Source organism: Hymenobacter sp. M1-2, assembly GCF_057808495.1.
Map to the genome: position 1 here is coordinate 151,709 of NZ_JBTYZO010000011.1, position 21,492 is coordinate 173,200.

Genomic DNA, 21,492 nt, shown 5'->3' on the forward strand with positions numbered 1-21,492 from the left:
AGGCTTGATTATTTGCACGCCTTCTACATGTATCCTTACCCTACTTCTGAGCCATATGTTCTGAATTTTAGGAAGCTCTTTATGTTGGGCGCCACCCAAGCCCTTAGCTAAACAGATCCAGCAGCTCCTGTTGCGTCAGGTTTTTCACCACCGCCACGTCGGTTTTGATGAGTTCGTGGGCCAGCTCCCGTTTGGCGTCTTGCAGCTTCATGATTTTTTCCTCGATGGTATCGGGGCAGATGAGACGCACGGCTACCACCTTTTTGGTTTGGCCGAGGCGGTGACTCCGGTCGATGGCCTGGTTTTCCACGGCCGGGTTCCACCACGGGTCCACGAGGTACACGTAGTCGGCGGCGGTGAGGTTGAGGCCCGTGCCGCCGGCTTTGAGGCTGATGAGGAACACGCGCACGTCGTCATTCTGCTGGAAATTCGTGACGGCACCGGCGCGGTTGCGGGTCTGGCCGGTGAGGTATTCGTACGGGATGCCCCGTTGGTCTAGCTCCCGCTTAATGAGGTCGAGCATGGCCACGAACTGCGAGAAAACCAGAATTTTGTGTTGAGAGGCTTTGGTCGTGATTTCCTCCAGCAGCACGTCCATCTTGGCCGAAGAAGAGCCGTAATATTCCTGCTCGCGCAGCAGGGCGGGGGCGTCGCAGATCTGACGCAGCTCGGTGAGGCCGCGTAAGATGTGCGAGCTGTTTTTGCGCAGCAAACCCTCGTGCTGGCCTAGCAGCTTGGCCCGGTATTCCTGCTTGCAGGCTTCGTACACCCGGCGCTGCTCGGCGCCCATTTCGCAGTACAGCACCATCTCGGTCTTGTCGGGCAGCTCGGCCGCCACCTGCGACTTGGTGCGGCGCAGCACGAACGGACTAATTTTACGCTGAAGCGCCCGGGCTCGTTCCGTATTCTTGAATTTGTCGATGGGAGCGGCGTACTGGTCCTGGAAGTGTTGCCGGCTGCCTAGCAGACCGGGGCAGACAAAGGAAAGCTGCCCGTACAGGTCGTAGGTGTTGTTTTCGACCGGCGTGCCGGTCAGCACCACGCGGTTGCGGGCTTGCAGCAGCCGGGCCGCGCGGTAGCGTTGCGAGTCCGGGTTTTTGATGGCCTGCGCTTCATCCAAAAACACGTAGTTGAAGCCGTACTCCTTCAGCCACCGGATGTCCGATACCATTGTGTTATAGGTTGTCAGCACGATGTCCGCGGCGTCGAAGGTCTGGGTGTGGAGGCGGCGGCCGGCGCCGTGCAGCACGTGTACTCGCAAGGAAGGCGCGAACTTCTCCACTTCGGCCTGCCAGTTGAAGACCAGTGAAGTAGGCACTACCACCAGATTGGCGCCCGGACGGTTTTGCTCACGCTGACGCAGAATGAAAGCCAGCACCTGCAAGGTTTTGCCCAAGCCCATATCATCGGCCAGGCAACCGCCAAAGTTGAACGTGTCGAGGAAGTTCAGCCAGCTCAGGCCCTGCCGTTGGTACTCGCGCAGAGTTGCCTGGAGGCCAGCGGGCAACTCCACGGCCTCAATGCCCGCAAAGTCCGCCACGGCGGCTTGGTAGCGGGCCAGCTGGGCGTGGGTTTCGGGCGTCAGCGCCTCCGGGTCGTAGAGTTCCGCCAGGGTCGTGAAGTTGCTGCTGGGCGTGCGGATGGTGTCTACTACTACCTCGCCCGCCGCGAAGTAGGCCGCAAACTTGTCCATCCATTCCTGGGGCAAGATGCCGCGGCTGCCGTCGTCGAGCTGCACGTAGCGGGTTTTGTTGCGGATGGCTTTGTGCAGGTTCCACAGCGAGGCTTCCTGCTGGCCGAAGCGCACGTGCAGCTTGGTGTCAAACCAATTGTTTTCGCCGGTCACGCGCACCGTCACGCGGGCTTTGTGGGGGTTGAGGAGGTTGTTCTTGAGTTGGTTGAAGCCCAGAATGGTGATGCCCGCGCCGCGCCAATCCTCAAAAGCTTCTAAAAACCACTCCTCCCGCAAAAACTGCTTCTTCGACACGTACAGCGCCTCTTGGCTGAACTGCTCCCAGAAATCGGGAAAGTGCCGGAGCAAAGCCGCCGTAAACAAGGTTTCCGCAGCCGCGTCGCGCTCCACTAAAAATTCCCGCCCCAGCGCATCCGTCCCATACAGCCGCCGCCTCGACAGCACGGAAATTTCCACCGGCCCGTAGCGCATCACCGGCAGCAACTCTACGTGTGCGCCGGCATCGGAGAGGTAAAGCAGCGGCTTTGGGGCCTCATCGAAGCCGCTTTCCCGGCGCTGCTCGGGCGTGGCGGGCCGCAGGTAGCCGTAGGTGATGTGCAGTCGGTCTTCCAGGTTAGCCAGCACATCACGCTTGAACTCCGCAAACTTGCTTTGGTGAATGAGTAGGGTATTGTTACGCTTCTGGAAAAAATCGACCACCCGCCATACGTCCAAGTCATCGAGCAAATACAGCGCGTCGTGCGCCGCCACGAAGTACTCGTACCGAATCGTGAGACCCTTCGAATCCAGCGGCTGATCGTGGATGAGCAGCTTGCCGCTCACCTCGTAGTATTCGCCCTGTTCGGTCACGAGCAGCCGCAGATCCAGCGGCGCCCGCCGCAGCCGCACCGGCACCAGCGACTGCGCCGTGAGGTTCTCAGATACTGACGCCTTGTGCGCGTACACCGGCAAGCCCGTAGGATTCTGCACCACCGCCCGCAGGGCTTCAATGGCCGCGCCGGAGCGGGTATCTTCGTAATTACGCTGGAAGCGGGAAATACCCGTGTAAAACTTGACTTCGTCCGGTTGCTGGAGCTGCCAAATGCCATCCAGCGGGTTGAGCACATTCACGGGGTTCTTCACCTTGCCCGTGGCCGTCGTAGCCGCTTCCGCCAAGTACAGAGTCAGGTGCCCATAGTAGCGGTGCCGACTCAGCACCAACAGCTGGGTCGTATTCTCAAGAGCGGCGGGCTCTTGTTTTGGGGCCAGCAATTGTGTCTTCAGCTCCTGTTTGGTGGCGGCCGTAACGGGGAACAAGTCGGCTCGTATGGGCGTCGCGGCTACGGCAGCCGGGCGGGTGTAGGTTAGGTTGAAGTGAGCGTCAAGGTCTTCGGATTGCTCTAGGCCATAGTCGCGGGCTATGGTGCGCAGGAAGGCGTGGCGGGCTGGTTTGTCGAAATACAGACGCAGCTCCTTGCGTTGCAAAATGGCAAGCAGCACCTGCGCCTGGTGCTCGCACAGATTGTTTTTCGGAGTGGTGCAGGCACAAGACAGTACCAAGTCCGGCCCGCGCTGCTGCACCACCACCGTCGGAAACTGCCCTTCATTCGCCGCGGCTTGCGTGCTGCCAAACGTGCCATGATTCAACATCAGCGCCTCCGGCTGAATAGCCGCCAGCGTTCGAATATCAGCTAGCGGCTTCCCCAAGCAGTGCTGCTCAACAAGAGCCGTGGTTAGCACACTTACCGTCTGCCCCGCCAGCACATACTTATGCGAATATGGCTCGTCGGCGGGGTGCAAATGTTGTTCCGGGGTTTCTAACATGCAGTAAGCATCACAATGCGCGCCTTCTGGCCAAAGGTAGGTCAGCAGCTTTGCAGGGAATAGCAGCGCGCAGGTAGAAGTGCGAGAAGATGGTCTATTCCTATGGTATGCACTGGGCTGAGAACCGCTCTAGTTGTCCTGGTTGATCAGGTTTACTACCAGCGTCACCATAGTATCCTTGTCTTCTGGCTTGCTCTCGGCGATGAGCAGCGTGAGAGCAACCAAGGCGTTGTCAGCAAGCCGGCGAGACCCATCAGGCTTGTAGAGGCAGCGGTTTTGGTCGAGAAACCACACGAACAGAAAGGCCGCGATACGCTTATTTCCGTCGGAAAAGGAATGGTTTTTAACCACGAAGTAGAGCAGGTTGGCGGCCTTCTCTTCCACGCTCGGATACAAATCCTCACCACCAAAGCTCTGGTAGATGCTGCGCACAGAGCTTTGAAAAGAGGCGTCTTTCTCCCGGCCAAACAAGACACTGCCCCCAAACTGCTGACGCAGCCCTTCCACCGCTCGCAGGCCTGCTTCATAGGTCAGCAAGAAAGGCTCGTCCGCTGCCGTGCCACGCACTCGTAACCGTTGGTGGTCGTATTGGTCGAGCACATCGAGGGCGCGGGCATAGTCGCCTAGCACTCGCAGCAGCGCATCCGACTGGTCGGTGGTTAATTCTTGGCTGGCCGCTACTTCCCCTTGCAATTGTACCAGGCGTTTAAGGTCGGCCAACTGCCGGGTGCTTTCCCGCAAACGATGCTCATTCAGTGCATAACCTTCTACCAAGTACTGCCGCAGTATCTGCGTCGCCCACTGTCGGAAGTGGGTACCCCGCAAAGACTTTACACGGTACCCAATCGAAATAATCACGTCCAGATTATAGTGCTTAACGCGGTAGCTTTTCCCGTCGACGGCAGTTGTCAAGGATTCCTTGACAACTGATTGCTCATCCAGTTCTTTCTCTTTAAACGCGTTGCGGGTATGTAAGCTGATGTTTTGCTTGGTAGTCGCAAACAGCTCCGCCATCTGTGCCTGCGTCAGCCACACAGTTTCGTCTTGCAGCTGAACCTGGAGCTGGGTCTGTCCGTCGGGCGACTGGTAAATCAGGATGTCGTTGTTGATAGTCATCAAGAATTCACTTCAAAGTGGAATCATTAGGATAGTTGCTGAGGCTTTCTGAGCTAGCAGCATACTTCACATTCTTTCGAGCAGCTCATCAAACGTGCGCAGCAACTCGGCGCGGCTTTCTTCCGGCTCGCCTTCGAGGCGCTGCTCGAATACTTCGCGCTCTGTGTAGTCGTGGAGGCTGCGCGTAAGGATGGCTTCGGCTTCTTCCGCTTCGCCGAGGGCCCGTAGCTTCACGAGGCGGAAGTGGCGGCGAGCCAGCACTTCCAGCTGTTGGCGGTCTAGTTCCTGAATTACTTTCAGCAGGGCGTCGGCTACTTCCAGCTGCGTCAGCTCGGAGTGAATCTGCACGTCGGCCCAGGCGGGTAGGGGGTAGCCGGTGTTGTCGTAGGCGGTGAGGCCCTGGCTTACTTCGTCCAGCGTACCGTGGAAGCGCACTAGCCGCCGCGCACCCGGCACCGGTAGACTTTGCAGCTCCGCCAGCCGGCCCGCCCGGAAATCCAGCAGCAGCACTTCTTTGGGGTGGTCAATCTCCGAAAACGATAGGGGAATAGGAGAGCCGCAGTAGCGAATATGCTCCCGGCCGCCCACACGCTGCGGCCGGTGCAAGTGCCCCAGCGCTACATAATCGAACACCGTCGGAAAATGGTCGGCCGTAATCTGCCCCAGGTTGCCGACGTGAATGGTCCGCTCCGAGTCGGAAGGTGCGGCGCCGGCGGCGTACAAGTGGCCGGTGGCCAGCACAGGCAGGCCCAGATCTTTCAGCTGCCACACGCGCTCCACTTCTGCCAGGCGGGTATAATGGTCGGCAATGCCTTGCTTGATGCGGGTTTCGCGCTCCTCGGCCGTTTCGCCTGGTACGGAGAGCCGCACGTCCCGGTCGCGCAGGAAAGGCACAGCGCACACCACCAGGCCGGGCTTACCGGCGGCATCGTCCAGCACCAGAACCTGGTCCTCAAAACAGTCGGGCACGCAGCCAACTACGTGCACGCGCAAATGGCGCAGCAGGCGGGCGGGGGCGTTGAGCGTGGCGGGCGAGTCGTGGTTGCCGCCCACCACTACCACGTCGCGGCAGCAAGTGCCACGCATGTTCAGCAGGAAAGAGTAGTAGAGCTCCAGCGCCTGGTTGGAAGGCGAGCCGGTATCAAAAATGTCGCCGGCTACCACCAGCACTTCCACCTGTTGTTCTTTGACCGTGCTCACCAGCCAGTCGAGAAAGTGGCGGTGCTCATCGGTTCGTTCGTGGCCGCTGATGAAGCGCTGGCCCAGGTGCCAGTCGGCGGTGTGTAGTACGCGCATAATCTTCAAAGATAAAGCACCAGCTTCCAGTTCCCGCAGCTAGTCGTCCAAGCAAAACGCGGAAGCCCGCGGAGCACAGCCCCCACGAACTTCCGCGTTTTGCTTTGTCAGAATCTATTCTAATGCACCGGCTGCGACTGGAACGTTGAAATTGCTTCGCCCAAATCATACACCGACACCTCGCTGGGCAGAGCGGCGTTCAGAATGCTAGCCCCGGCCGCCGAGCGGTAGCCGCCGGCGCAGTGTACTAGTATCGGTTTGTCGGTTGGAACTTCCAACGCCCGTTCGCGCAACTCCGGCAACGGAATCAGCAGGGCGTTGTCGAAGATGGGCTGCTGGGCCTCGGTGCGGTTGCGAATGTCCACGATGGTGAAATCCTGCGGCTGGTGGCGCACGTGCTCCACGTCCGTTTCGGGGTTAGTGGCCGGCAATTCGCGGGGTGTGAGAAGGGCTCCTTTAATGTTGCCCTCGTAGCCAATCTTCGCTGTTTTGCGAATTACTACGTCCAGCGCAATCTGGGTGTCAGCAATGAGGTAGAACGGTTCTTGCGGCCCCACTACTGAACCCAGCCAGGTTTCGAACTTGCCGCCATCCATCAGGTTGATGGCGCCCGGCAAGTGACCCGCCCGGAACTGCGCCGCCGGCCGCGTATCAATAATGAGCACGCCGGATTCCAACGTCGCATCGGGCGACAAACGCGGCACGGCCCGCACGCTATCCTCGAAGGGCAGCGCGCCCTGCTTGTTCAGCATCACATCGTGCCCGAAGTATTTGGGCATGAAGGGCTGGTCTTCGAGCAATACCTTGACAAACTCTTCCCGCGACATTGGTTGCAGGGCGTAGTTGGTCTTTATTTCCTTGCCAATGGTGCTGTCGAGGTCGGTGCTGGTGGTTTTGCCGCAGAGTGAGCCGGGACCGTGAGCCGGATACACTTTGGTAGTAGCAGGCAGCGTCATGAGCTTCTGGCGGATGCTTTGGTAGAGCTGAGCCGCCAGGTCTTCGCGGCTGTGGCCGCCTACATTGTCATCTTCGCGCAAGTCGGGCCGGCCCACGTCGCCCACAAACAGCGTGTCGCCGGTGAATACGGCGCGGTGGTGAGCAAATTCGTCGATGAGCAGCACGCTAATGGAGTCCGGGGAGTGGCCGGGGGTATTAAGGGCGTGCAGCTCTACAGTCCCGATGGTGATTCGGTCGCCGTCGTCGAAGGGCTCGTGGGGGTAGCTGGCCTGCACCAGCTTGCTGCAATAGATAGTGGCGCCGGTTTCCTCCGCTATTTCGAGGTGGCTGCTCACAAAGTCGGCGTGGGGGTGGGTTTCGATGACGGCAATAATGCGGGCGTCGTGCTCGTCGGCGAAATCGTAGTAGGGTTGGGGGTCGCGGGCCGGGTCGATGATAGCCACTTGGCGGCCGCTGCGGATGGCGTAGCTCGCGTGGGCTAGGCCTTTGTCGTAAAACTGCTGAATTTGTACCGACGCGGTACTACTGGGCAGAGGACTCATGGGGTGTTGGATGTGGTGGAGGCACCGCCGGGTGGGGCGGTCTTATCAAATGTATTACCTGAAGCTAATTGTAACAAGCAGAAGATTGCCGGTAGTGCAAAAGCTAACATTGGCTCGTAAGGTTTCGCTCTAGGCCACGTGGCGGCTCGTGGGAGCAGCGGAGCACGGTTGTGCTCGGGCACCATCCCCGCACTATAGCAAGCCGAGTAGCACTATCAAGAAAAATTATGAGAGTGTACTACAATCTTGTAGTACACTCTCATAATTTTTCTTGATAGTGCTACTCGGTCAACTCTAAGCTATTACTTATGCGTACGCTTCATTCCCTAGAATTCGGCCGTCTCCATTCCATTCCTCATTGGGTTTAAGTCTCGCATTGTTAGACGCTAAAGGAAACCAACATGCATAAATAAAGCCCCAACCAAAACTGGTTGGGGCTTTTCGAATTTGAAGAAACTTAGCTCTTCGCTTTCATTCTATTGTCCTTCATCTTCTCCCGGCGCTTCTCCATCTTGTCGTCGCGGAGTTGGTCGTACTTGGCGTACTGCTCGGCGCTGAGCACGCCTTTGAGCTGCGTATCATACTTTTCTTGCACGGCCTTCACTTCTGGGCCCGCGCCTTTACGAGTGTCGGCGGCAGCATATTTGTCGCGTAGCGTCTGCATTTCCTGGTGGTGGGCCAGCACGATTTCCCGGACTTTGGCGGTCTGGTCGGCGGAGAGGCCGAGTTGCTGGGTGAGGCGCTTGGTCTGCATGTCAGCGCGTTGTTCGGGCGTACGGGCGTCGCCTTTCATGTGGCCCTTGTCCATGCGGGTAGCGGGAGCGGTTTGGGCGGTGGTAGTTTGAGCAGCGGCAGCCCCAACTGTCAGGGTAAAGGCGGCGAGCAATACAAGCATCTTTTTCATGGGAAGACAGTCTATGTAAGGAGTTATGACCGGTTAGAGCAGCTAGTCACGGCTGGGTTTAATCTGCTCCTAGGAGTTTTTCAGGGAGCCGGTGGCGCCCTACGCAACGCAGAAACGCCTATATTGGGGGCCGCACACGGGCTTGCAGGCTGTCGTGCTAGTTTGTCTTTCCACCTTCACCTTTCCTTTTTCTTCTCTCACTACATCTGTATGGCAAGTATTTTCGCCAAAAAACCGCTGTCCCAGCTGCTGGGTGAGGCCAACTCCTCGGGGGAAGGCTCGCTGAAGCGCACGTTGGGCGCGGCCAATCTTGTGGCGCTTGGCGTCGGGGCCATCATTGGGGCCGGTTTGTTTGTGCGTACGGCTGCGGCTGCGGCTCAAGCTTCCGGGCCAGGCGTAACGCTCGCCTTCATCGTGGCCGCCATTGGCTGCGCTTTCGCCGGGCTCTGCTACGCCGAATTCGCCGCCATGATTCCGATTGCCGGCTCGGCCTACACCTACGCCTACACCACCATGGGCGAGTTTGTAGCCTGGGTAATCGGTTGGGCTCTGATTATGGAATACGCGTTGGGGGCCGCCACCGTGGCCATTGCCTGGAGCGAATACCTCAATAAGCTCTTACAGGTCTTTGGGACGCAGATACCCTTCAATCTGAGTCACTCTCCCTTCGAAGGCGGTATCATCAACTTACCAGCACTTGTTATCATTGTTGCACTTAGTTTGCTGCTCATCAAAGGCACGCAGGAATCGGCTACGTTCAACGCGATTATTGTGGTGGTGAAAGTGGCCATTGTATTGATTTTCATCGCCGTGGGTTGGCAGTTCATCAACCCCGCCAACCATACGCCTTATCTCATTCCCGAAAACGCCGAGCCGGTAAAAAATGCCGCCGGTGAGATAGTGCGCGAGTATACAGCTTGGAACAAACATGGCTGGGGCGGCATTCTGGGTGGGGCGGCCATCGTATTTTTTGCCTTCATTGGGTTCGACGCCGTGAGTACGGCCGCGCAGGAAGCTAAAAACCCCAAGCGTGACATGCCCATTGGTATTCTAGGCTCATTGGCGGTTTGCACCTTCCTCTACATCCTGTTCGGCCACGTGCTGACGGGCGTAGCCAACTGGCGCGAATTCGCTGACCCGGCTAAGGGCGGCGAAGCTTCCGTAGCCTACGCCATCCGGGAACACATGCCCGGCTTCGAGTGGCTTTCCACGGCCGTGACTGTGGCCATTCTAGCCGGCTTCTCGTCGGTTATTCTCGTGATGCTCATGGGCCAAAGCCGCGTGTTTTTTTCAATGGCCAACGACGGCCTGATGCCCAAGGCTTTTTCCGAATTGCACCCCAAATTCCGTACTCCTTACAAGTCAAATTTGGTGCTGTTGGTGTTTGTGGGCGCTTTTGCGGCCTTCGTGCCTGGCTCCTTAGCTGGCGACCTTACCTCCTTTGGTACACTGCTGGCTTTCGTGCTGGTGAGCGTAGGCGTGTGGTTGATGCGCCGGTCCGATCCGGAGCAGCCGCGGCCGTTCCGCTCGCCGCTTTCCACGGCGAGCTTCCCACTGGTACCTTTCCTAGGAGCTGCTATTTGCTTGCTGATGATTGTGGCCCTGGACGCGAATACGCTTAAACTGGCTCTGGTATGGATGCTACTGGGCTTTGTGGTGTACTTCCTCTACGGTAAGAACAATTCCAAGCTCCAACAAGGCATTGTGGTAGTGCCCACTGAGATGGAAGAGCAAGCCTTCATCGAACCCGTCGATAAGAAATAGCTTGTGCTAACAAGCTTTAAAAAGCCCTACTGGAAATTCCAGCGGGGCTTTTTTCTTTGTCCCTCCATAGAATCATCAGTTGTGAGTGCCTTAAGAAAGCTGCGTTTTCAGGCTTAGGCACTCTTTATCTCGCTTTTCAACTTAAGTACCCGGTCGCCATTGGCCTGCACAATCAAGAAAGCAGGGTTTTCGGGGGTACCGTGGCGGGTGATGTCGGCGCCTTGCAGCTTGCGAGAAACGGTTTCTTTGTGCGTTTCTTCGATTTTGCCGGTGGCCGTACCGGTGCCGTATTTCCAGGTGACTGTGGTGCCTTTGCGCATGGTGGGAAAAATTGAAACGAGAAAAAATGAGTGTTCAGAGCTTAGATGCTCGTCTTTTTACTACTTCCACTCGCGGGGTGTTGCCGAGATGTAACAAGCTTTTCCAAACACGGCAGCCAACAAACCATTCGGTAGTCTCTTGTGCCCTGTCATAGTGAGATATAAGCTTCCACACCAGCCAGCAAGCAGCGTGCAATAGCAGGAAAATCAGCAGCGTTAGAGAATTATCTGGAGCTTACTACCAACAAACCAAGAGGGCCTCTGCTGAATACGCTCAACGCTATATGCTGAGATGTACATGGTATTCTACTAACTTTCTCCTCTGAACGAAGAAGATGTGAGGGCGCAGTTACCTGCGGAACGCCTTACCAATGTGCCGACCTGCCTGATTGTGATGAGTATAGAAGAATCGTTGCCTACTGTCAAACGCATTTACGTGCTGCTGGTTGATGACCACCAAGTGGTTATCGAGGGAATTAAAACCTTGCTTCGGCAGGAAACGGATATTCGTATTGTGACGCAGGCAGGTTCCGGCCCGGAAGCCTTAAGCCGCCTCCACGACCATCCCGAAATCAGCGTAGCCATCGTAGATCTTGATATGCTGCGAATGACAGGCATTGAATTGGTACACACCATCCATGCCACCCGGCCCGATGTGCGTCTCGTGGCTCTGAGCATGCTGCACGATCATAATTCAGTGCGAGAAGTATTGGAAGCGGGCGGCTCTGGTTATTTGCTGAAGAATGCCACGAAAAACGAGCTAAGTGAGGCTATCCGGCAAGTAGCCATCGGCCACACGTTTTTCAGCCCTGAAGTGGGCGCAACCCTCCTGCAGAATATGCAGGTAGCAACTCCCAAACGCCGAAATACAGGAGAAGAACACCCCGTTGAACTGACGGCGCGGGAGAAGGAGATCCTTCAACTCATTGCCCGCGAATACTCCAACTTCCACATTGCTGAGCAACTGTTTATTAGCGAGCGGACGGTGGAAACGCACCGCAAAAACATTCTAGCTAAAACGAATTCCAAGTCGGTGGTAGGGCTTATTCAGTATGCCTTGCGCCACAAGCTTATCAGCTAGAGTATAAAGAGGACGACTATTCATGACCTAGCGGCAGCGTTTTAGGGCGTGGCTGCCTAGTTCTTGCCTTTTAATAGCTCATAGAAGGGCGAGAATCCGACGTCCGAAAACGAGAGCTGGCACAAGTTAAATCAAGCCACGGGAAGCGTTAGACGCTTGTGCCCGCCAAAAGTGCACGTGCTAACACGTACAGTATAGTAAGTGCTAGTACGGATAAGGAATTACGCATTAGCACGTATTTACATTAATTTAAGAAAAATTATACCTTGGCATCGTTCAATGAAATGATAATATCATTATACAGTACCTCGCCGCTCGCCTTCCATTTCCACACCTAAGTCAACGCACATTCTTTGTTAACTGCTTAAAAACAGACCACACCCTATGGCCTCGAAAATCCTTTCCTTCATTTGTCATGTCCCCGGCATCATGCCCGGTTCTTACCCAGCGGTACCGATGAGCGGCACTGCAAAGTCTGAACGCAAAGCCCAGCGTAAAACTCAAAATGGTGGGCATTTCACTGCTATCTACGAAAACGACCGTTTCGTGCGCTTCAAGTACATCAGTAACGCGTAGTAGCAGCAGTAAGCACCTTGGAAAGTAATGGCGCGCCGGGTTCCTTCGTTGGGAGCCCGGCGCGTTGCTTTCTGTTACCGGTTGGTTTTGGATTAACTTGCGGCCCTTACTTTCCGTTCTGTTGCCCATGATTCAGCCGCCGTTTCGCCTTCTTCTATTTGTTCTTTTGCTTTCCTTGCTGGCTCCAGGCTCACTCCAGGCGCAGTACGCAGAAGCCGCTCCCGAAGAAAACGCTTGGTACGGCATCGTTGCTCGCAGTAGTGGCCGCGCCCTCGACATCAGCAAAGCCTCACAAGAAGCTGGGGCCGCCGTGGTGCAATGGGAGTTTGCACACCCGGCCAACCAGCAATGGCGCTTTGTGCGCGTAGCACCAGGCAGCGAATATTATCGGATCGAGGCTCGCCATAGCAACAAGTGTCTCACCGTAGATAAGCCCGACGAGGACGCGCCACTGGTACAGCGGCCGTGGTCGGGCAGCCTGTATCAGCAGTGGAAGCTGGTGCCTAGCGGCCCCATTGGGAGCGTGCTGCTGGTAGTACGCGGCAACGAAAAGTGCGCGTCCGTGGTGAGTGCCGACAAGTTTAATGGTACGCCGGTGGTAGTGCAGCGGCCCCAAAATCGCGGCACTCAGCAGTGGCGACTGTTTCGGCTGCGGCTGAACGTGGATGCTACGCAGCCAGGTTTTGGCCAGCCCGAACCCTTGACAGCCCTCAACAGCAATGGCAACGAGCTGCAACCCGTACTGACGCCCGACGGCAACATGCTTTACTTCTCCCGCACCCGGTTTGCGGGCAACACGGAAGGCAATACTGAGTCGGGGGATATTTGGGTGAGTACTTCTCCCAACCAGGGGCATAGCTGGGAACCACCCCGGCGCCTCGACGCTCTTAACACGCGGCGAAACAACGGCGTGATGTCCATAATTGGGCCGCAAGGCAACACGTTGCTAGTGCGCGGCATCTACGAGCGCGACGGCAGCTTCCGCGACGAAAACGCTTCGACGATAGCGCGCAGCCCACAAAAGAGTGAGCGCCCCGTCCCGCTGGATATAGCCAACTACTATTCGACTGGGCCAGCCACCAACTTCTTCATGACGCCCAACCAGAAGGTATTGCTTCTCTCGCTGGAGCGTAGCGACTCGCAAGGCGCCAACGACTTGTACGTAAGCCTGCCCACACCCACGGGTACCTGGGGCGAGCCGCTTAGTTTAGGCAGCCTCATCAACTCGCCGGGGTTCGACTTCGCGCCCTGGCTGGACCCGGATGGCAAAACGCTCTACTTTAGTTCCTACGGCCATGCGGGCTACGGCAGCGCCGACATTTTCGTGACCACTCGCCTCGACGACACCTGGATTCGGTGGACCGAGCCGCGTAACCTGGGCACCTCCATCAATGGGCCGGGCTTCGACGCGTATTTCACGTTGGCCCCCAACGGCAAACAAGCCTATTACGCCTCCTCGCGCACCCCCAACGGCCTGGCCGATTTATTCCGCACGGCAACGGGCGTCCTGACGGCGGTAGTGCCGCCCGACTCGACTGCTCCAGCTGCGCCAGTAACGGCGGCGCCGGCGGTAGTGCCGCGTACCTTGCTCACGGGCCGCGTCCTGAATGCCAAAACCCGCGAGGTGCTAGCCGCCGAAGTAAAAGTGACCCGCCTCAATAACGATATCGTTTTCAATGCTACGGCTCGGAGCGTGCCCGGCAGCGGAGCTTTCCAGGTGACCATACCAGCGGGCCGCTACCGGTTGGCCGCCACCAGCCCCGGTTTCCTCACGGCTACCGATACAGTGAACATGACTGGCTCCCGCACTGTGGAACTGCTACTGGTGCCGGCAGCGGTAGGTTCCAGCCTGGAATTGCCCACCCTGATTTTTGCGCAAGGCAAGTTTACGCTGCTGCCCGCTTCGTACGCCGAACTGAACCGCCTGGCCCGGACTCTCTCGGATAACCCAACGGTAAATATTCGTCTGGAAGGCCACACCGACAACCAAGGCAACGCCGACCTTAACCAAAAACTGTCGGAGGACCGAGTGGCAGAAGTGCGCCGCTACCTTGTTACGCGCGGCGTGGACGAGAAACGCATTACGGCCATTGGGTACGGTGGCTCCCGCCCGCGAGCCAACAACGACAAAGAAGAAACTCGCCGCCTCAACCGGCGCGTGGAATTTACAATTGTGAAGTAAAACTGTGGTTGAATGGCTTAATTGTTACATGGTTAAATGGTTGGCTGTTCTGATAAATCGTTGAACAATCAACCATTTAACCATGTAACAATTAAGCCATTCAACCCATGCGCGCCACTATCCTTCGTCAGCTGGACCTGCCCAACCTACCTTCCGCTTCGGGAGTGGAAATACTGGGCGACACCGTCTACATCATCGGCGACGACTCGCCCTACCTATACCGGTTTGGAGCCGCGGAGCTACAGCCGGGGCAGGCCATTACGCTCTTCGATACGGCGCATTTCAGTTCGGGCCGCATCCCGAAGTCACTCAAGCCGGACTTGGAATGTCTGACTGCGCTGACGGATGCTGCCACGGGAGAAACCGGATTGTTGGTGTGCGGTTCGGGGGCTACTCCGGCACGGGAAACTGGCTTTTGGGTGCCCATCGGCAAGGGCGAGCAACCAGCCGCGACGGTGTATCCGGTGGGGCTAGGGCCGCTTTACGCTCGGCTGCGGGAATCTTTGCCGGCGGGCGTTACGCTTAATTTGGAGGCCGCTGCCACTACGGACACCGAACTGGTACTTTTTCAGCGGACGGTGGGCTCTACGGCGGGCAACTTGCTGTTTCGGCTCCAGTTGCCTGCTTTTTTGAATTTCCTGCACCATCGTACCCCGCAACTACCCGAAGTACGCACGCAGCATTACGAGCTACCGACCATCAACGGCAAGCCGGCCGGGTTTTCGGGGGCTTGCTTCTTTGATGGACACTTGTTCGTTACGGCATCCGTGGAAGACACTCTGGACGCCATAGCGGACGGGGAAGTGCTCGGCAGTTTCGTAGGGATTCTAAATGCCAAACAGCCTGATGCTTATGGAATCTTTGCGCGGCTAGAATCGCCTGGCCAGCAGCCTTACCAAGGCAAAGTGGAAAGCGTAGCCGTGCGGCGGACCTTGGGGAACGGGCGTTACGAATTGCTACTAGTAACCGACGATGACCAAGGCGGCTCGACGGCAGTGGTAGTAGAAGTGCAGCTCGGATAAAATTAGGCTTCACTTACATTCTGGCGGCTGGTATTTCCACGCCAGCAACCTAAAGTATTCACCTAGAAGTTGACCTTCGTGCCCTGATTTCTGTTGTGTTCCGTACACAATCTTCCCACCAACTGAACTATAGGACATGCAAACCACCCGGATTGAACACGATTTCCTTGGCGAGCGGGCCATTCCTGAAAACGTTTACTATGGTATCCAGACGCTGCGGGCCATTGAGAACTTCCAGATTACGGGCATTCCGTTGCGGGTGGAGCCGCTGTTCGTGCAGGCCCTAGCCTACGTGAAAAAGGCCGCCGCACTAGCCAACCGCGACCTAGGCGTGCTCGATCCGGCTATTGCCGACTGCATCGTGCGGGCCTGCGACCGGGTGGCAGCTGGGGAGTTCAACGACCAGTTTCTGACCGATATGATTCAGGGTGGAGCGGGCACATCGGTGAACATGAATGCCAATGAGGTGATTGCCAACGTGGCGCTGGAGCTGATGGGTAAGGCGAAAGGCCAGTACGAGTTTTGCCATCCCAACAACCACGTCAATTGCTCGCAATCCACCAACGATGCCTACCCAACGGCCTTTCGCATCGCGCTAAGCAACAAGCTGGTGGGTTACAGCCAAGCGCTGGGAGAACTAGCCGATGCGTTTGCCGCCAAAGGCCAGGAGTTTCGAAACGTACTGAAAATGGGCCGCACTCAGCTCCAAGATGCCGTGCCCATGAGCATGGGCGACGAGTTTCGGGCCTTTGCTACCAACCTGCGCGAGGAACTGTTGCGCATCGAGGACAGTCGCCGCCTCATCAGCGAAATCAACATGGGTGCCACGGCCATCGGTACGGGCGTAAACGCGCCCCACGGCTACGCCGAGCTGGTTACCGACTATCTGCGCACCATCACCGGCCTCGACTTGAGTTTGGCCGGCGACCTCATTGAAGCCACTTACGATACCGGCGCTTACGTGCAGCTTTCGGGTGTACTGAAGCGCACGGCCGTGAAGCTCTCCAAGATCTGTAACGACCTGCGCTTGTTGTCATCGGGGCCGCGCTGTGGTTTCAACGAAATCAACCTGCCGCCCTTGCAGCCCGGCTCTAGCATCATGCCAGGCAAGGTGAATCCGGTGGTGCCGGAGGTCGTCAATCAAACCGCCTTCTACGTCATCGGGGCTGACCTAACGGTGACGATGGCGGCCGAGGCAGGGCAGTTGCAACTCAACGTGATGGAGCCAGTAATTTCCTTTGCCTTATTCACGTCCATTTCTTACATGACCAACGCCTGCCACACTTTGCGCGAAAAGTGCGTGCTAGGTATTACGGCCAACGTGGAGCACGCCGAAAATCTAGTGCACAATAGCATCGGCATCGTAACGCAACTGAACCCAGTGCTAGGCTACGAAACCTCGGCGGAAATTGCGAAAGAGGCGCTGAAAAGCGGGGCGTCCGTGCACGACATCGCCGTAACGAAACGCCAGCTGCTCACCCAGGCCAAGTGGGACGAAATCTTCACTTTCGAAAACCTGATCCGGCCCGACTTCATTCAGTAAGAAGCCAGAAAGGATGGAAAGTCGAAGTGGTTGCGTGCAGTAAGCCAGTCGAGTTATGCGGAGCGAAGCATAACTCGACCGGCTTACTGCCGACTATTCACATTCCACTAGGCAGGATGTCTCGCTTCTTATGTCTCAGAGCCTCACATCTCGGCTGCCAGCTGCTGACATTCGGCGTGGCGGGGGCAGGTGGTGAGGTGGTCATTTACGAGTCCGGCCGTCTGCATGATGTTGTAGCACGTGACGGGCCCCGTCATCACGAAGCCTCGGCGTTTCAGCTCTTTGCTCATGGCCTCACTGGCTGGTGTTGAGAGGGGAACCGGGTTTTCAGTACTGCGTCGATTATCAAGCGGCTGGCCGCCCACGAAAGCGTAGAAAAACGGCAGCAATTGCTCCTCGCCACCCACGTCTTGGCGCAGCTGTTGCCAAGCGCGGGCGTTTTGCACGGTGGCTTCCAGCTTGCGACGGTTGCGCAAGATGCGCGGGTTGAGCAGCAGTTCCGCTATTTCTTCTTCTCCGAACCGGGCCAAGCGGCCAGCATCGAAACCGGCCAAATATTCCCGAAAAGCCTCCCGGCGCCGCAGTACCATCGGGAAATCGAAGCCAATCTGGAACGTGTGCAGTACTAGGTATTCAAACAGAATGTCGGGTTCTGCCACCGACTCGCCCCACTCATGGTCGTGAAACTCCCGCAATTGCTCACCCTGGGCCGCCCAGGGGCAAGAAGAAATGGTGCTCATCAGACGAATAGCCAAGTGTAGTAGGGTCTGCGAAGAACGGTATTGCCTACCAGACTGTTCAGGATACTGATGCCAGAGGGAGCAAAGTCTTTGTAATAAGGTTCTTACTTGGGCGCGGATTAGAATGTATTCAGAAGATATCAAGCCTTCTGCTGATCCAGTAATGAGCTTTTCCCCAGGCTATAATGCGGTATTAGAAGAGCTAAATAGGAATGCAAATGCTATTGAATGGTTAAGCTTGATGCGTTGCTATACTCTGAGCAAATCTTTTCTAATGCTGTTCAACTCGTCGTGTAAATTATGAGCCGTTTTCCAGCCGCGAGCCAGGCGGCAAGGTGCTGGTAGGCAGGCTCCTGACGTTACGGTGCTGGCGAGCTTCGTCTGGTTAGTTGGGGTGGTAACGGGGTGAAATCCTAGGTTAGTCGAAACCAACGTTTTGGTTAGTACGCTATATGCTTTACTTAGCACATCGTTTTTGCTAGGTTTGGCTACTGCCGACCTAAGTCCTGCTGATTTGGTGGCGCCCGGCTGCTCTGCTACGCGGAGCCGGTCCTGCGCTGCCACCCACCGTTGCAATCCGAGTTTTTTTATGGACAACATGCCCACGCAAGAGTTGGAGGCCCTGCGCTTTATCCGCTACGAGGCCACCGACGCCATTGGCTATATCACGCTCAATCGTCCCGACAAACGCAATGCCCTCAGCGCCGAAATGGTGACGGAGCTGAAAATGGCCTTTGAATTTGCGGAAGACGACGAAGCGTGCAAGGTAATTGTGCTGCGCGCCGAAGGTCCGGCCTTCTGCGCCGGTGCCGACTTAGCCTACATTCAGGAGTTGCAAAGCTTCGGCTACACCGATAACCTGGCCGATTCTACGCACCTCATGCAGCTCTTTCACCAGATCTACACGCTCAAGAAAGTCGTCATTGGCCAAGTGCAGGGCCACGCGCTGGCCGGCGGCTGCGGGCTGGCCACCATCTGCGACTTTGCCTTTGCTGTGCCGGAGGCGAAGTTCGGCTATACCGAAGTGAAAATCGGCTTCCTGCCCGCCATTGTGAGCGTGTTTTTGCTGCGCAAAATAGGGGAGGCCCGTACCAAAGAGCTGCTGCTGACTGGCGACGTACTGCCGGCCCAGCGCGCCCTGGAACTAGGCCTCATCAACGGCGTAGTGCCCGCCGATGACTTAGCCGCTCACGTCTACAAGTTTGCGCGACGTCTGTGCACCGAGAACTCCAGCCAGAGCATGGAGGTCACCAAGGAGATGCTGGCCCGTATTCCTGAAATGCCCTTGGAAGAAAGCTTACGCTACGCGGCTCAAATGAATGCTGAAGCCCGCGGCTCGCACGATTGCCGCCGGGGCATAGAGGCCTTTCTGGCCAAGGAGAAAATCACCTGGGAAAACTGACTTGTTTCTTTCGTTTCCTCAGCTTTTGGCCTTCTCTCGCTCCCCGGTGGTGGCGAAAGAAGGCCTTCGCTTTTTCATACCCAGGCGGAATCGTGTAACTTTCCAGCTCGGGCGTTTCAAACTTCTGTCCTTCTTTCGCGGTTAGCTCCACATGACGATTTCGGCAGCCCTGGGAATTTCTATGGCTACTTTTCTGGGAATGGAATTCGTAGCGTGGTTCATGCATCGGTTTGTGCTGCATGGGCCCCTGTGGTTTTTGCACCGCTCGCACCACGTGCGGCACCCCCACCACTTCGAGCGCAACGACTTTTTTTTCCTGTTCTACGGTTCTTTATCGGCCTTGCTCATCGTGTATGGGTCGCCGCAGAAAGACTGGCGCTTCTGGGTGGGAGTGGGAATTGCCGCCTACGGCACGCTCTACTTCTTCGTCCACGACGTGCTGATTCATGGTCGGCTCCGGTTCTGGCGCAAGTCGCGCAACACTTACTTGCGAGCCTTGAACATGGCGCACAAGATGCATCATAAGGTTACTACCCGCCACGGGTCCGAGGAATTTGGCTTGCTGTGGGTGTCGCCGAAATATTTCGCGTTGGCCCTGCGGCGGCCCGCCCCAACCCGGATCTTGCGGCCTAGAGCCGTATCTCTGGAAAAAAGTGAAGGAGGCCAATAATTGTGGGACATTACTCAATCAGTGACCTGGAGCAGCTCTCGGGCATCAAGGCACACACCATTCGCATTTGGGAGCAGCGCTACGGTATCTTGCGCCCCATTCGCACCGCCACCAACATCCGCACTTACTGCGACGATGACCTGCGGCGTTTGCTGAATGTGGCCACTCTTTGCGGCCGGGGGTATCGTATTTCCAAAATCGCGCAACTCAGCGAGCAGGAAATTTCCAATGCCGTAGTTTCCTGCCACGACGACTCCAACGATTACTGCCAGCAAGTGCACGCGTTGATGTCGGCGATGCTAGTACTCGACGAGCCGCAAATGAACAGATTGCTCGACCGTGCCATCCGTAGGGTTGGCTTTGAGCAAGCCATGATGCACGTGGTGTATCCCTTCTTGCAGCGAATTGGAGTAATGTGGCAAACTGGTAGTGTAACCCCGGCGCAGGAGCATCTTTTCACGCATCTGCTGCGGCAGAAGATGATGACTGCCACCGACGCTCTGCCCGCCGTAACTACTACCGCCGCCCGCCGTTGGGTGTTGTTCCTGCCTTCGGGGGAGTTGCACGAGCTGGCACTGCTGTTTATGAATTATGCGCTGCGGGCCCGAGGCCACCACGTACTTTACCTCGGCCAGAACCTGCCGGTAACGGAACTGAAGTCGATCTGCAAGATCTACCAGCCGCACGTAGTAGGCACCGTCCTGACAGCTTCCCCGGAACGAGACCGGCTGCAAGAATTCGTAGACGACTTGCGGCAGCTTTGCGAAGGTGCCAAACTGTTGTTGTACGGACCACTCGCGCATACCGAAACACTGGTGCTTCCTCCCAACACTGTGCGTCCGCGTCTGATGACCGACTTCCTAATGCTAGCTGACGAGCTACGCCTAGCTACGGTTGAGTCGGCGGCAGAGCCCGCTTAACAAAAAAATAACTTGGCTTGGGTAGCGGCTGCGCCAGTTAGTGTTGATACACTCAAACAGAGCTCTACTTGGTCTAAAGCCTCCTTATCAGGTCGTTGAGGAGTCCCTTCAGTGGGGCTTGCAAAAGACTTCCCCGAATCTTGCACGAATAAGGAAGCCCTGACAATCAGCTGGTTCGTACTTTGCCGGCAGGCGTTAAACAAGCGCGGTAAATGCCTTGGAAAATAGTTGGCTAGTCAGTGCCCTACTTTCGATTTGCCTCGTATATTTGTTTAACTTTTTGCCACGAAAAGCTAAACAGCATGACCTCTTTGGAATTCACCAATCAAGTACAGAAGATTTCCTACTCGCTGAAGCCCGTGGCGATGAACCTGACCCGCGACGCTGACGATGCCAAGGATTTGGTGCAGGAAACCCTGCTCAAAGCGCTGCTCAACAAGGACAAGTTCAAAGCCGGCACCAACCTGAAGGCATGGTTGTACACCATCATGCGCAACACGTTTATCAACAATTACAACAAGATAACGAAGCGCAACAGTAACATTGACAGTACCGAGTACTTCCAGTACTTCAACACCGACGAAAACTACATTACGCACAACGGTGCCACCTCCGACTTCGTAGTAACTGATATCAACCAGGCTATTGCCAGCCTGTCGGCCGACTACCGGACACCGTTCATGATGTACTACATCGGCTATAAGTACCTGGAAATTGCGGAGAAGCTGCAAATCCCCATTGGAACCGTCAAAAACCGCATTCACATTGCTCGTAAGGAGCTGAAGGATGCGCTGAAGGTATACGCCCCCGGCGTGTAGGGAATAGGGAGAGAGTATACCCCGCCCCGGGCGTATCACGGGCCGCGAACGACGCCAATTGGCGCTGTTCGCGGCCCGTTTGTGTTGGGGCATTTGAGCAACAAGCCAACAATTGCGGCTAAACGGCAGTTGAGCTTAGTATC

Annotated in this window: 17 protein-coding genes; 10 read left to right on the forward strand and 7 right to left on the reverse strand. The window is 56.6% G+C overall.

All coding sequences use genetic code 11. From position 1 onward, the window contains the following. Positions 1-103 precede the first annotated feature (103 nt). From ACYSMN_RS12530 to ACYSMN_RS12550, 5 genes are all read right to left on the reverse strand, one after another. The gene (locus ACYSMN_RS12530; protein WP_488924226.1) at positions 104-3,496 is read right to left on the reverse strand and encodes a DEAD/DEAH box helicase; all 3,393 of its coding nucleotides are present in this window, start codon (positions 3,494-3,496) and stop codon (positions 104-106) included. A gap of 129 nt (positions 3,497-3,625) precedes the next feature. Beyond that, positions 3,626-4,612, reverse strand: a complete 987-nt coding sequence (locus ACYSMN_RS12535; RefSeq protein ID WP_488924262.1) for a virulence RhuM family protein/type II toxin-antitoxin system death-on-curing family toxin — start codon at positions 4,610-4,612, stop codon at positions 3,626-3,628. A 66-nt stretch (positions 4,613-4,678) separates the two neighbouring features. Then, entirely contained in the window at positions 4,679-5,908 is a 1,230-nt protein-coding gene (gene sbcD, locus ACYSMN_RS12540) for an exonuclease subunit SbcD (RefSeq protein WP_488924227.1), read from the reverse strand. A gap of 119 nt (positions 5,909-6,027) precedes the next feature. Continuing rightward, positions 6,028-7,407, reverse strand: a complete 1,380-nt coding sequence (locus ACYSMN_RS12545; protein ID WP_488924228.1) for an MBL fold metallo-hydrolase — start codon at positions 7,405-7,407, stop codon at positions 6,028-6,030. Between the two features lie 457 nt (positions 7,408-7,864). Continuing rightward, positions 7,865-8,311 (reverse strand): DUF4890 domain-containing protein, encoded by a 447-nt coding sequence (locus ACYSMN_RS12550; protein ID WP_488924229.1) that lies wholly within the window; start codon positions 8,309-8,311, stop codon positions 7,865-7,867. A gap of 210 nt (positions 8,312-8,521) precedes the next feature. Here ACYSMN_RS12550 and ACYSMN_RS12555 point away from each other — a divergent pair, with 210 nt between their 5' ends. After that, on the forward strand, positions 8,522-10,075 hold the full coding sequence (locus tag ACYSMN_RS12555) for an amino acid permease (RefSeq protein WP_488924230.1): 1,554 nt from the start codon (positions 8,522-8,524) through the stop codon (positions 10,073-10,075). A 113-nt stretch (positions 10,076-10,188) separates the two neighbouring features. Here ACYSMN_RS12555 and ACYSMN_RS12560 read toward each other — a convergent pair whose 3' ends face one another. After that, positions 10,189-10,395, reverse strand: coding sequence for a hypervirulence associated TUDOR domain-containing protein (locus ACYSMN_RS12560; protein ID WP_488924231.1), 207 nt, complete (start codon positions 10,393-10,395; stop codon positions 10,189-10,191). 394 nt (positions 10,396-10,789) lie between these two features. Here ACYSMN_RS12560 and ACYSMN_RS12565 point away from each other — a divergent pair, with 394 nt between their 5' ends. The 5 genes from ACYSMN_RS12565 to aspA all read left to right on the forward strand — a co-directional run bounded on the left by ACYSMN_RS12565 (position 10,790) and on the right by aspA (position 16,799). After that, entirely contained in the window at positions 10,790-11,476 is a 687-nt protein-coding gene (locus ACYSMN_RS12565) for a response regulator (protein ID WP_488924232.1), read from the forward strand. Positions 11,477-11,905: 429 nt separating this feature from the next. After that, positions 11,906-12,052: a hypothetical protein gene (locus ACYSMN_RS12570; protein ID WP_488924233.1), complete on the forward strand. Its 147-nt coding sequence runs from the start codon at positions 11,906-11,908 to the stop codon at positions 12,050-12,052. A gap of 166 nt (positions 12,053-12,218) precedes the next feature. Next, entirely contained in the window at positions 12,219-14,234 is a 2,016-nt protein-coding gene (locus ACYSMN_RS12575; RefSeq protein ID WP_488924234.1) for an RICIN domain-containing protein, read from the forward strand. Between the two features lie 107 nt (positions 14,235-14,341). Continuing rightward, complete coding sequence (locus ACYSMN_RS12580; RefSeq protein ID WP_488924235.1) at positions 14,342-15,256, forward strand: DUF6929 family protein; 915 nt, start codon at positions 14,342-14,344, stop codon at positions 15,254-15,256. A 136-nt stretch (positions 15,257-15,392) separates the two neighbouring features. Next, positions 15,393-16,799 (forward strand): aspartate ammonia-lyase, encoded by a 1,407-nt coding sequence (gene aspA, locus ACYSMN_RS12585; protein ID WP_488924236.1) that lies wholly within the window; start codon positions 15,393-15,395, stop codon positions 16,797-16,799. 143 nt (positions 16,800-16,942) lie between these two features. Here aspA and ACYSMN_RS12590 read toward each other — a convergent pair whose 3' ends face one another. Then, positions 16,943-17,539, reverse strand: coding sequence for a DNA-3-methyladenine glycosylase I (locus tag ACYSMN_RS12590; RefSeq protein ID WP_488924237.1), 597 nt, complete (start codon positions 17,537-17,539; stop codon positions 16,943-16,945). A gap of 589 nt (positions 17,540-18,128) precedes the next feature. On the opposite strand from ACYSMN_RS12590, the gene ACYSMN_RS12595 reads away from it, so the two are divergent. From ACYSMN_RS12595 to ACYSMN_RS12610, 4 genes are all read left to right on the forward strand, one after another. Next, the gene (locus ACYSMN_RS12595; protein WP_488924238.1) at positions 18,129-18,941 is read left to right on the forward strand and encodes an enoyl-CoA hydratase/isomerase family protein; all 813 of its coding nucleotides are present in this window, start codon (positions 18,129-18,131) and stop codon (positions 18,939-18,941) included. A 181-nt stretch (positions 18,942-19,122) separates the two neighbouring features. After that, the gene (locus ACYSMN_RS12600; protein ID WP_488924239.1) at positions 19,123-19,611 is read left to right on the forward strand and encodes a sterol desaturase family protein; all 489 of its coding nucleotides are present in this window, start codon (positions 19,123-19,125) and stop codon (positions 19,609-19,611) included. 2 nt (positions 19,612-19,613) lie between these two features. Next, positions 19,614-20,531 carry a MerR family transcriptional regulator gene (locus ACYSMN_RS12605; RefSeq protein WP_488924240.1) on the forward strand — a complete coding sequence of 306 codons (918 nt, stop codon included), beginning with the start codon at positions 19,614-19,616 and terminating at the stop codon, positions 20,529-20,531. Between the two features lie 302 nt (positions 20,532-20,833). Beyond that, a complete protein-coding gene (locus ACYSMN_RS12610) occupies positions 20,834-21,349 on the forward strand; it encodes a sigma-70 family RNA polymerase sigma factor (protein WP_185887152.1) in 516 nt (171 codons plus the stop codon). Positions 21,350-21,492: the final 143 nt, after the last annotated feature.

Coding starts and splice junctions, on each gene's coding strand:
- ACYSMN_RS12530 (WP_488924226.1), bottom strand. CDS start 3,496: ATGTTAGAAACCCCGGAACAACATTTGCACCCCGCCGACGAGCCATAT.
- ACYSMN_RS12535 (WP_488924262.1), bottom strand. CDS start 4,612: ATGACTATCAACAACGACATCCTGATTTACCAGTCGCCCGACGGACAG.
- sbcD (WP_488924227.1), bottom strand. CDS start 5,908: ATGCGCGTACTACACACCGCCGACTGGCACCTGGGCCAGCGCTTCATC.
- ACYSMN_RS12545 (WP_488924228.1), bottom strand. CDS start 7,407: ATGAGTCCTCTGCCCAGTAGTACCGCGTCGGTACAAATTCAGCAGTTT.
- ACYSMN_RS12550 (WP_488924229.1), bottom strand. CDS start 8,311: ATGAAAAAGATGCTTGTATTGCTCGCCGCCTTTACCCTGACAGTTGGG.
- ACYSMN_RS12555 (WP_488924230.1), top strand. CDS start 8,522: ATGGCAAGTATTTTCGCCAAAAAACCGCTGTCCCAGCTGCTGGGTGAG.
- ACYSMN_RS12560 (WP_488924231.1), bottom strand. CDS start 10,395: ATGCGCAAAGGCACCACAGTCACCTGGAAATACGGCACCGGTACGGCC.
- ACYSMN_RS12565 (WP_488924232.1), top strand. CDS start 10,790: ATGAGTATAGAAGAATCGTTGCCTACTGTCAAACGCATTTACGTGCTG.
- ACYSMN_RS12570 (WP_488924233.1), top strand. CDS start 11,906: ATGCCCGGTTCTTACCCAGCGGTACCGATGAGCGGCACTGCAAAGTCT.
- ACYSMN_RS12580 (WP_488924235.1), top strand. CDS start 14,342: ATGCGCGCCACTATCCTTCGTCAGCTGGACCTGCCCAACCTACCTTCC.
- aspA (WP_488924236.1), top strand. CDS start 15,393: ATGCAAACCACCCGGATTGAACACGATTTCCTTGGCGAGCGGGCCATT.
- ACYSMN_RS12590 (WP_488924237.1), bottom strand. CDS start 17,539: ATGAGCACCATTTCTTCTTGCCCCTGGGCGGCCCAGGGTGAGCAATTG.
- ACYSMN_RS12595 (WP_488924238.1), top strand. CDS start 18,129: ATGGACAACATGCCCACGCAAGAGTTGGAGGCCCTGCGCTTTATCCGC.
- ACYSMN_RS12600 (WP_488924239.1), top strand. CDS start 19,123: ATGGCTACTTTTCTGGGAATGGAATTCGTAGCGTGGTTCATGCATCGG.
- ACYSMN_RS12610 (WP_185887152.1), top strand. CDS start 20,834: ATGACCTCTTTGGAATTCACCAATCAAGTACAGAAGATTTCCTACTCG.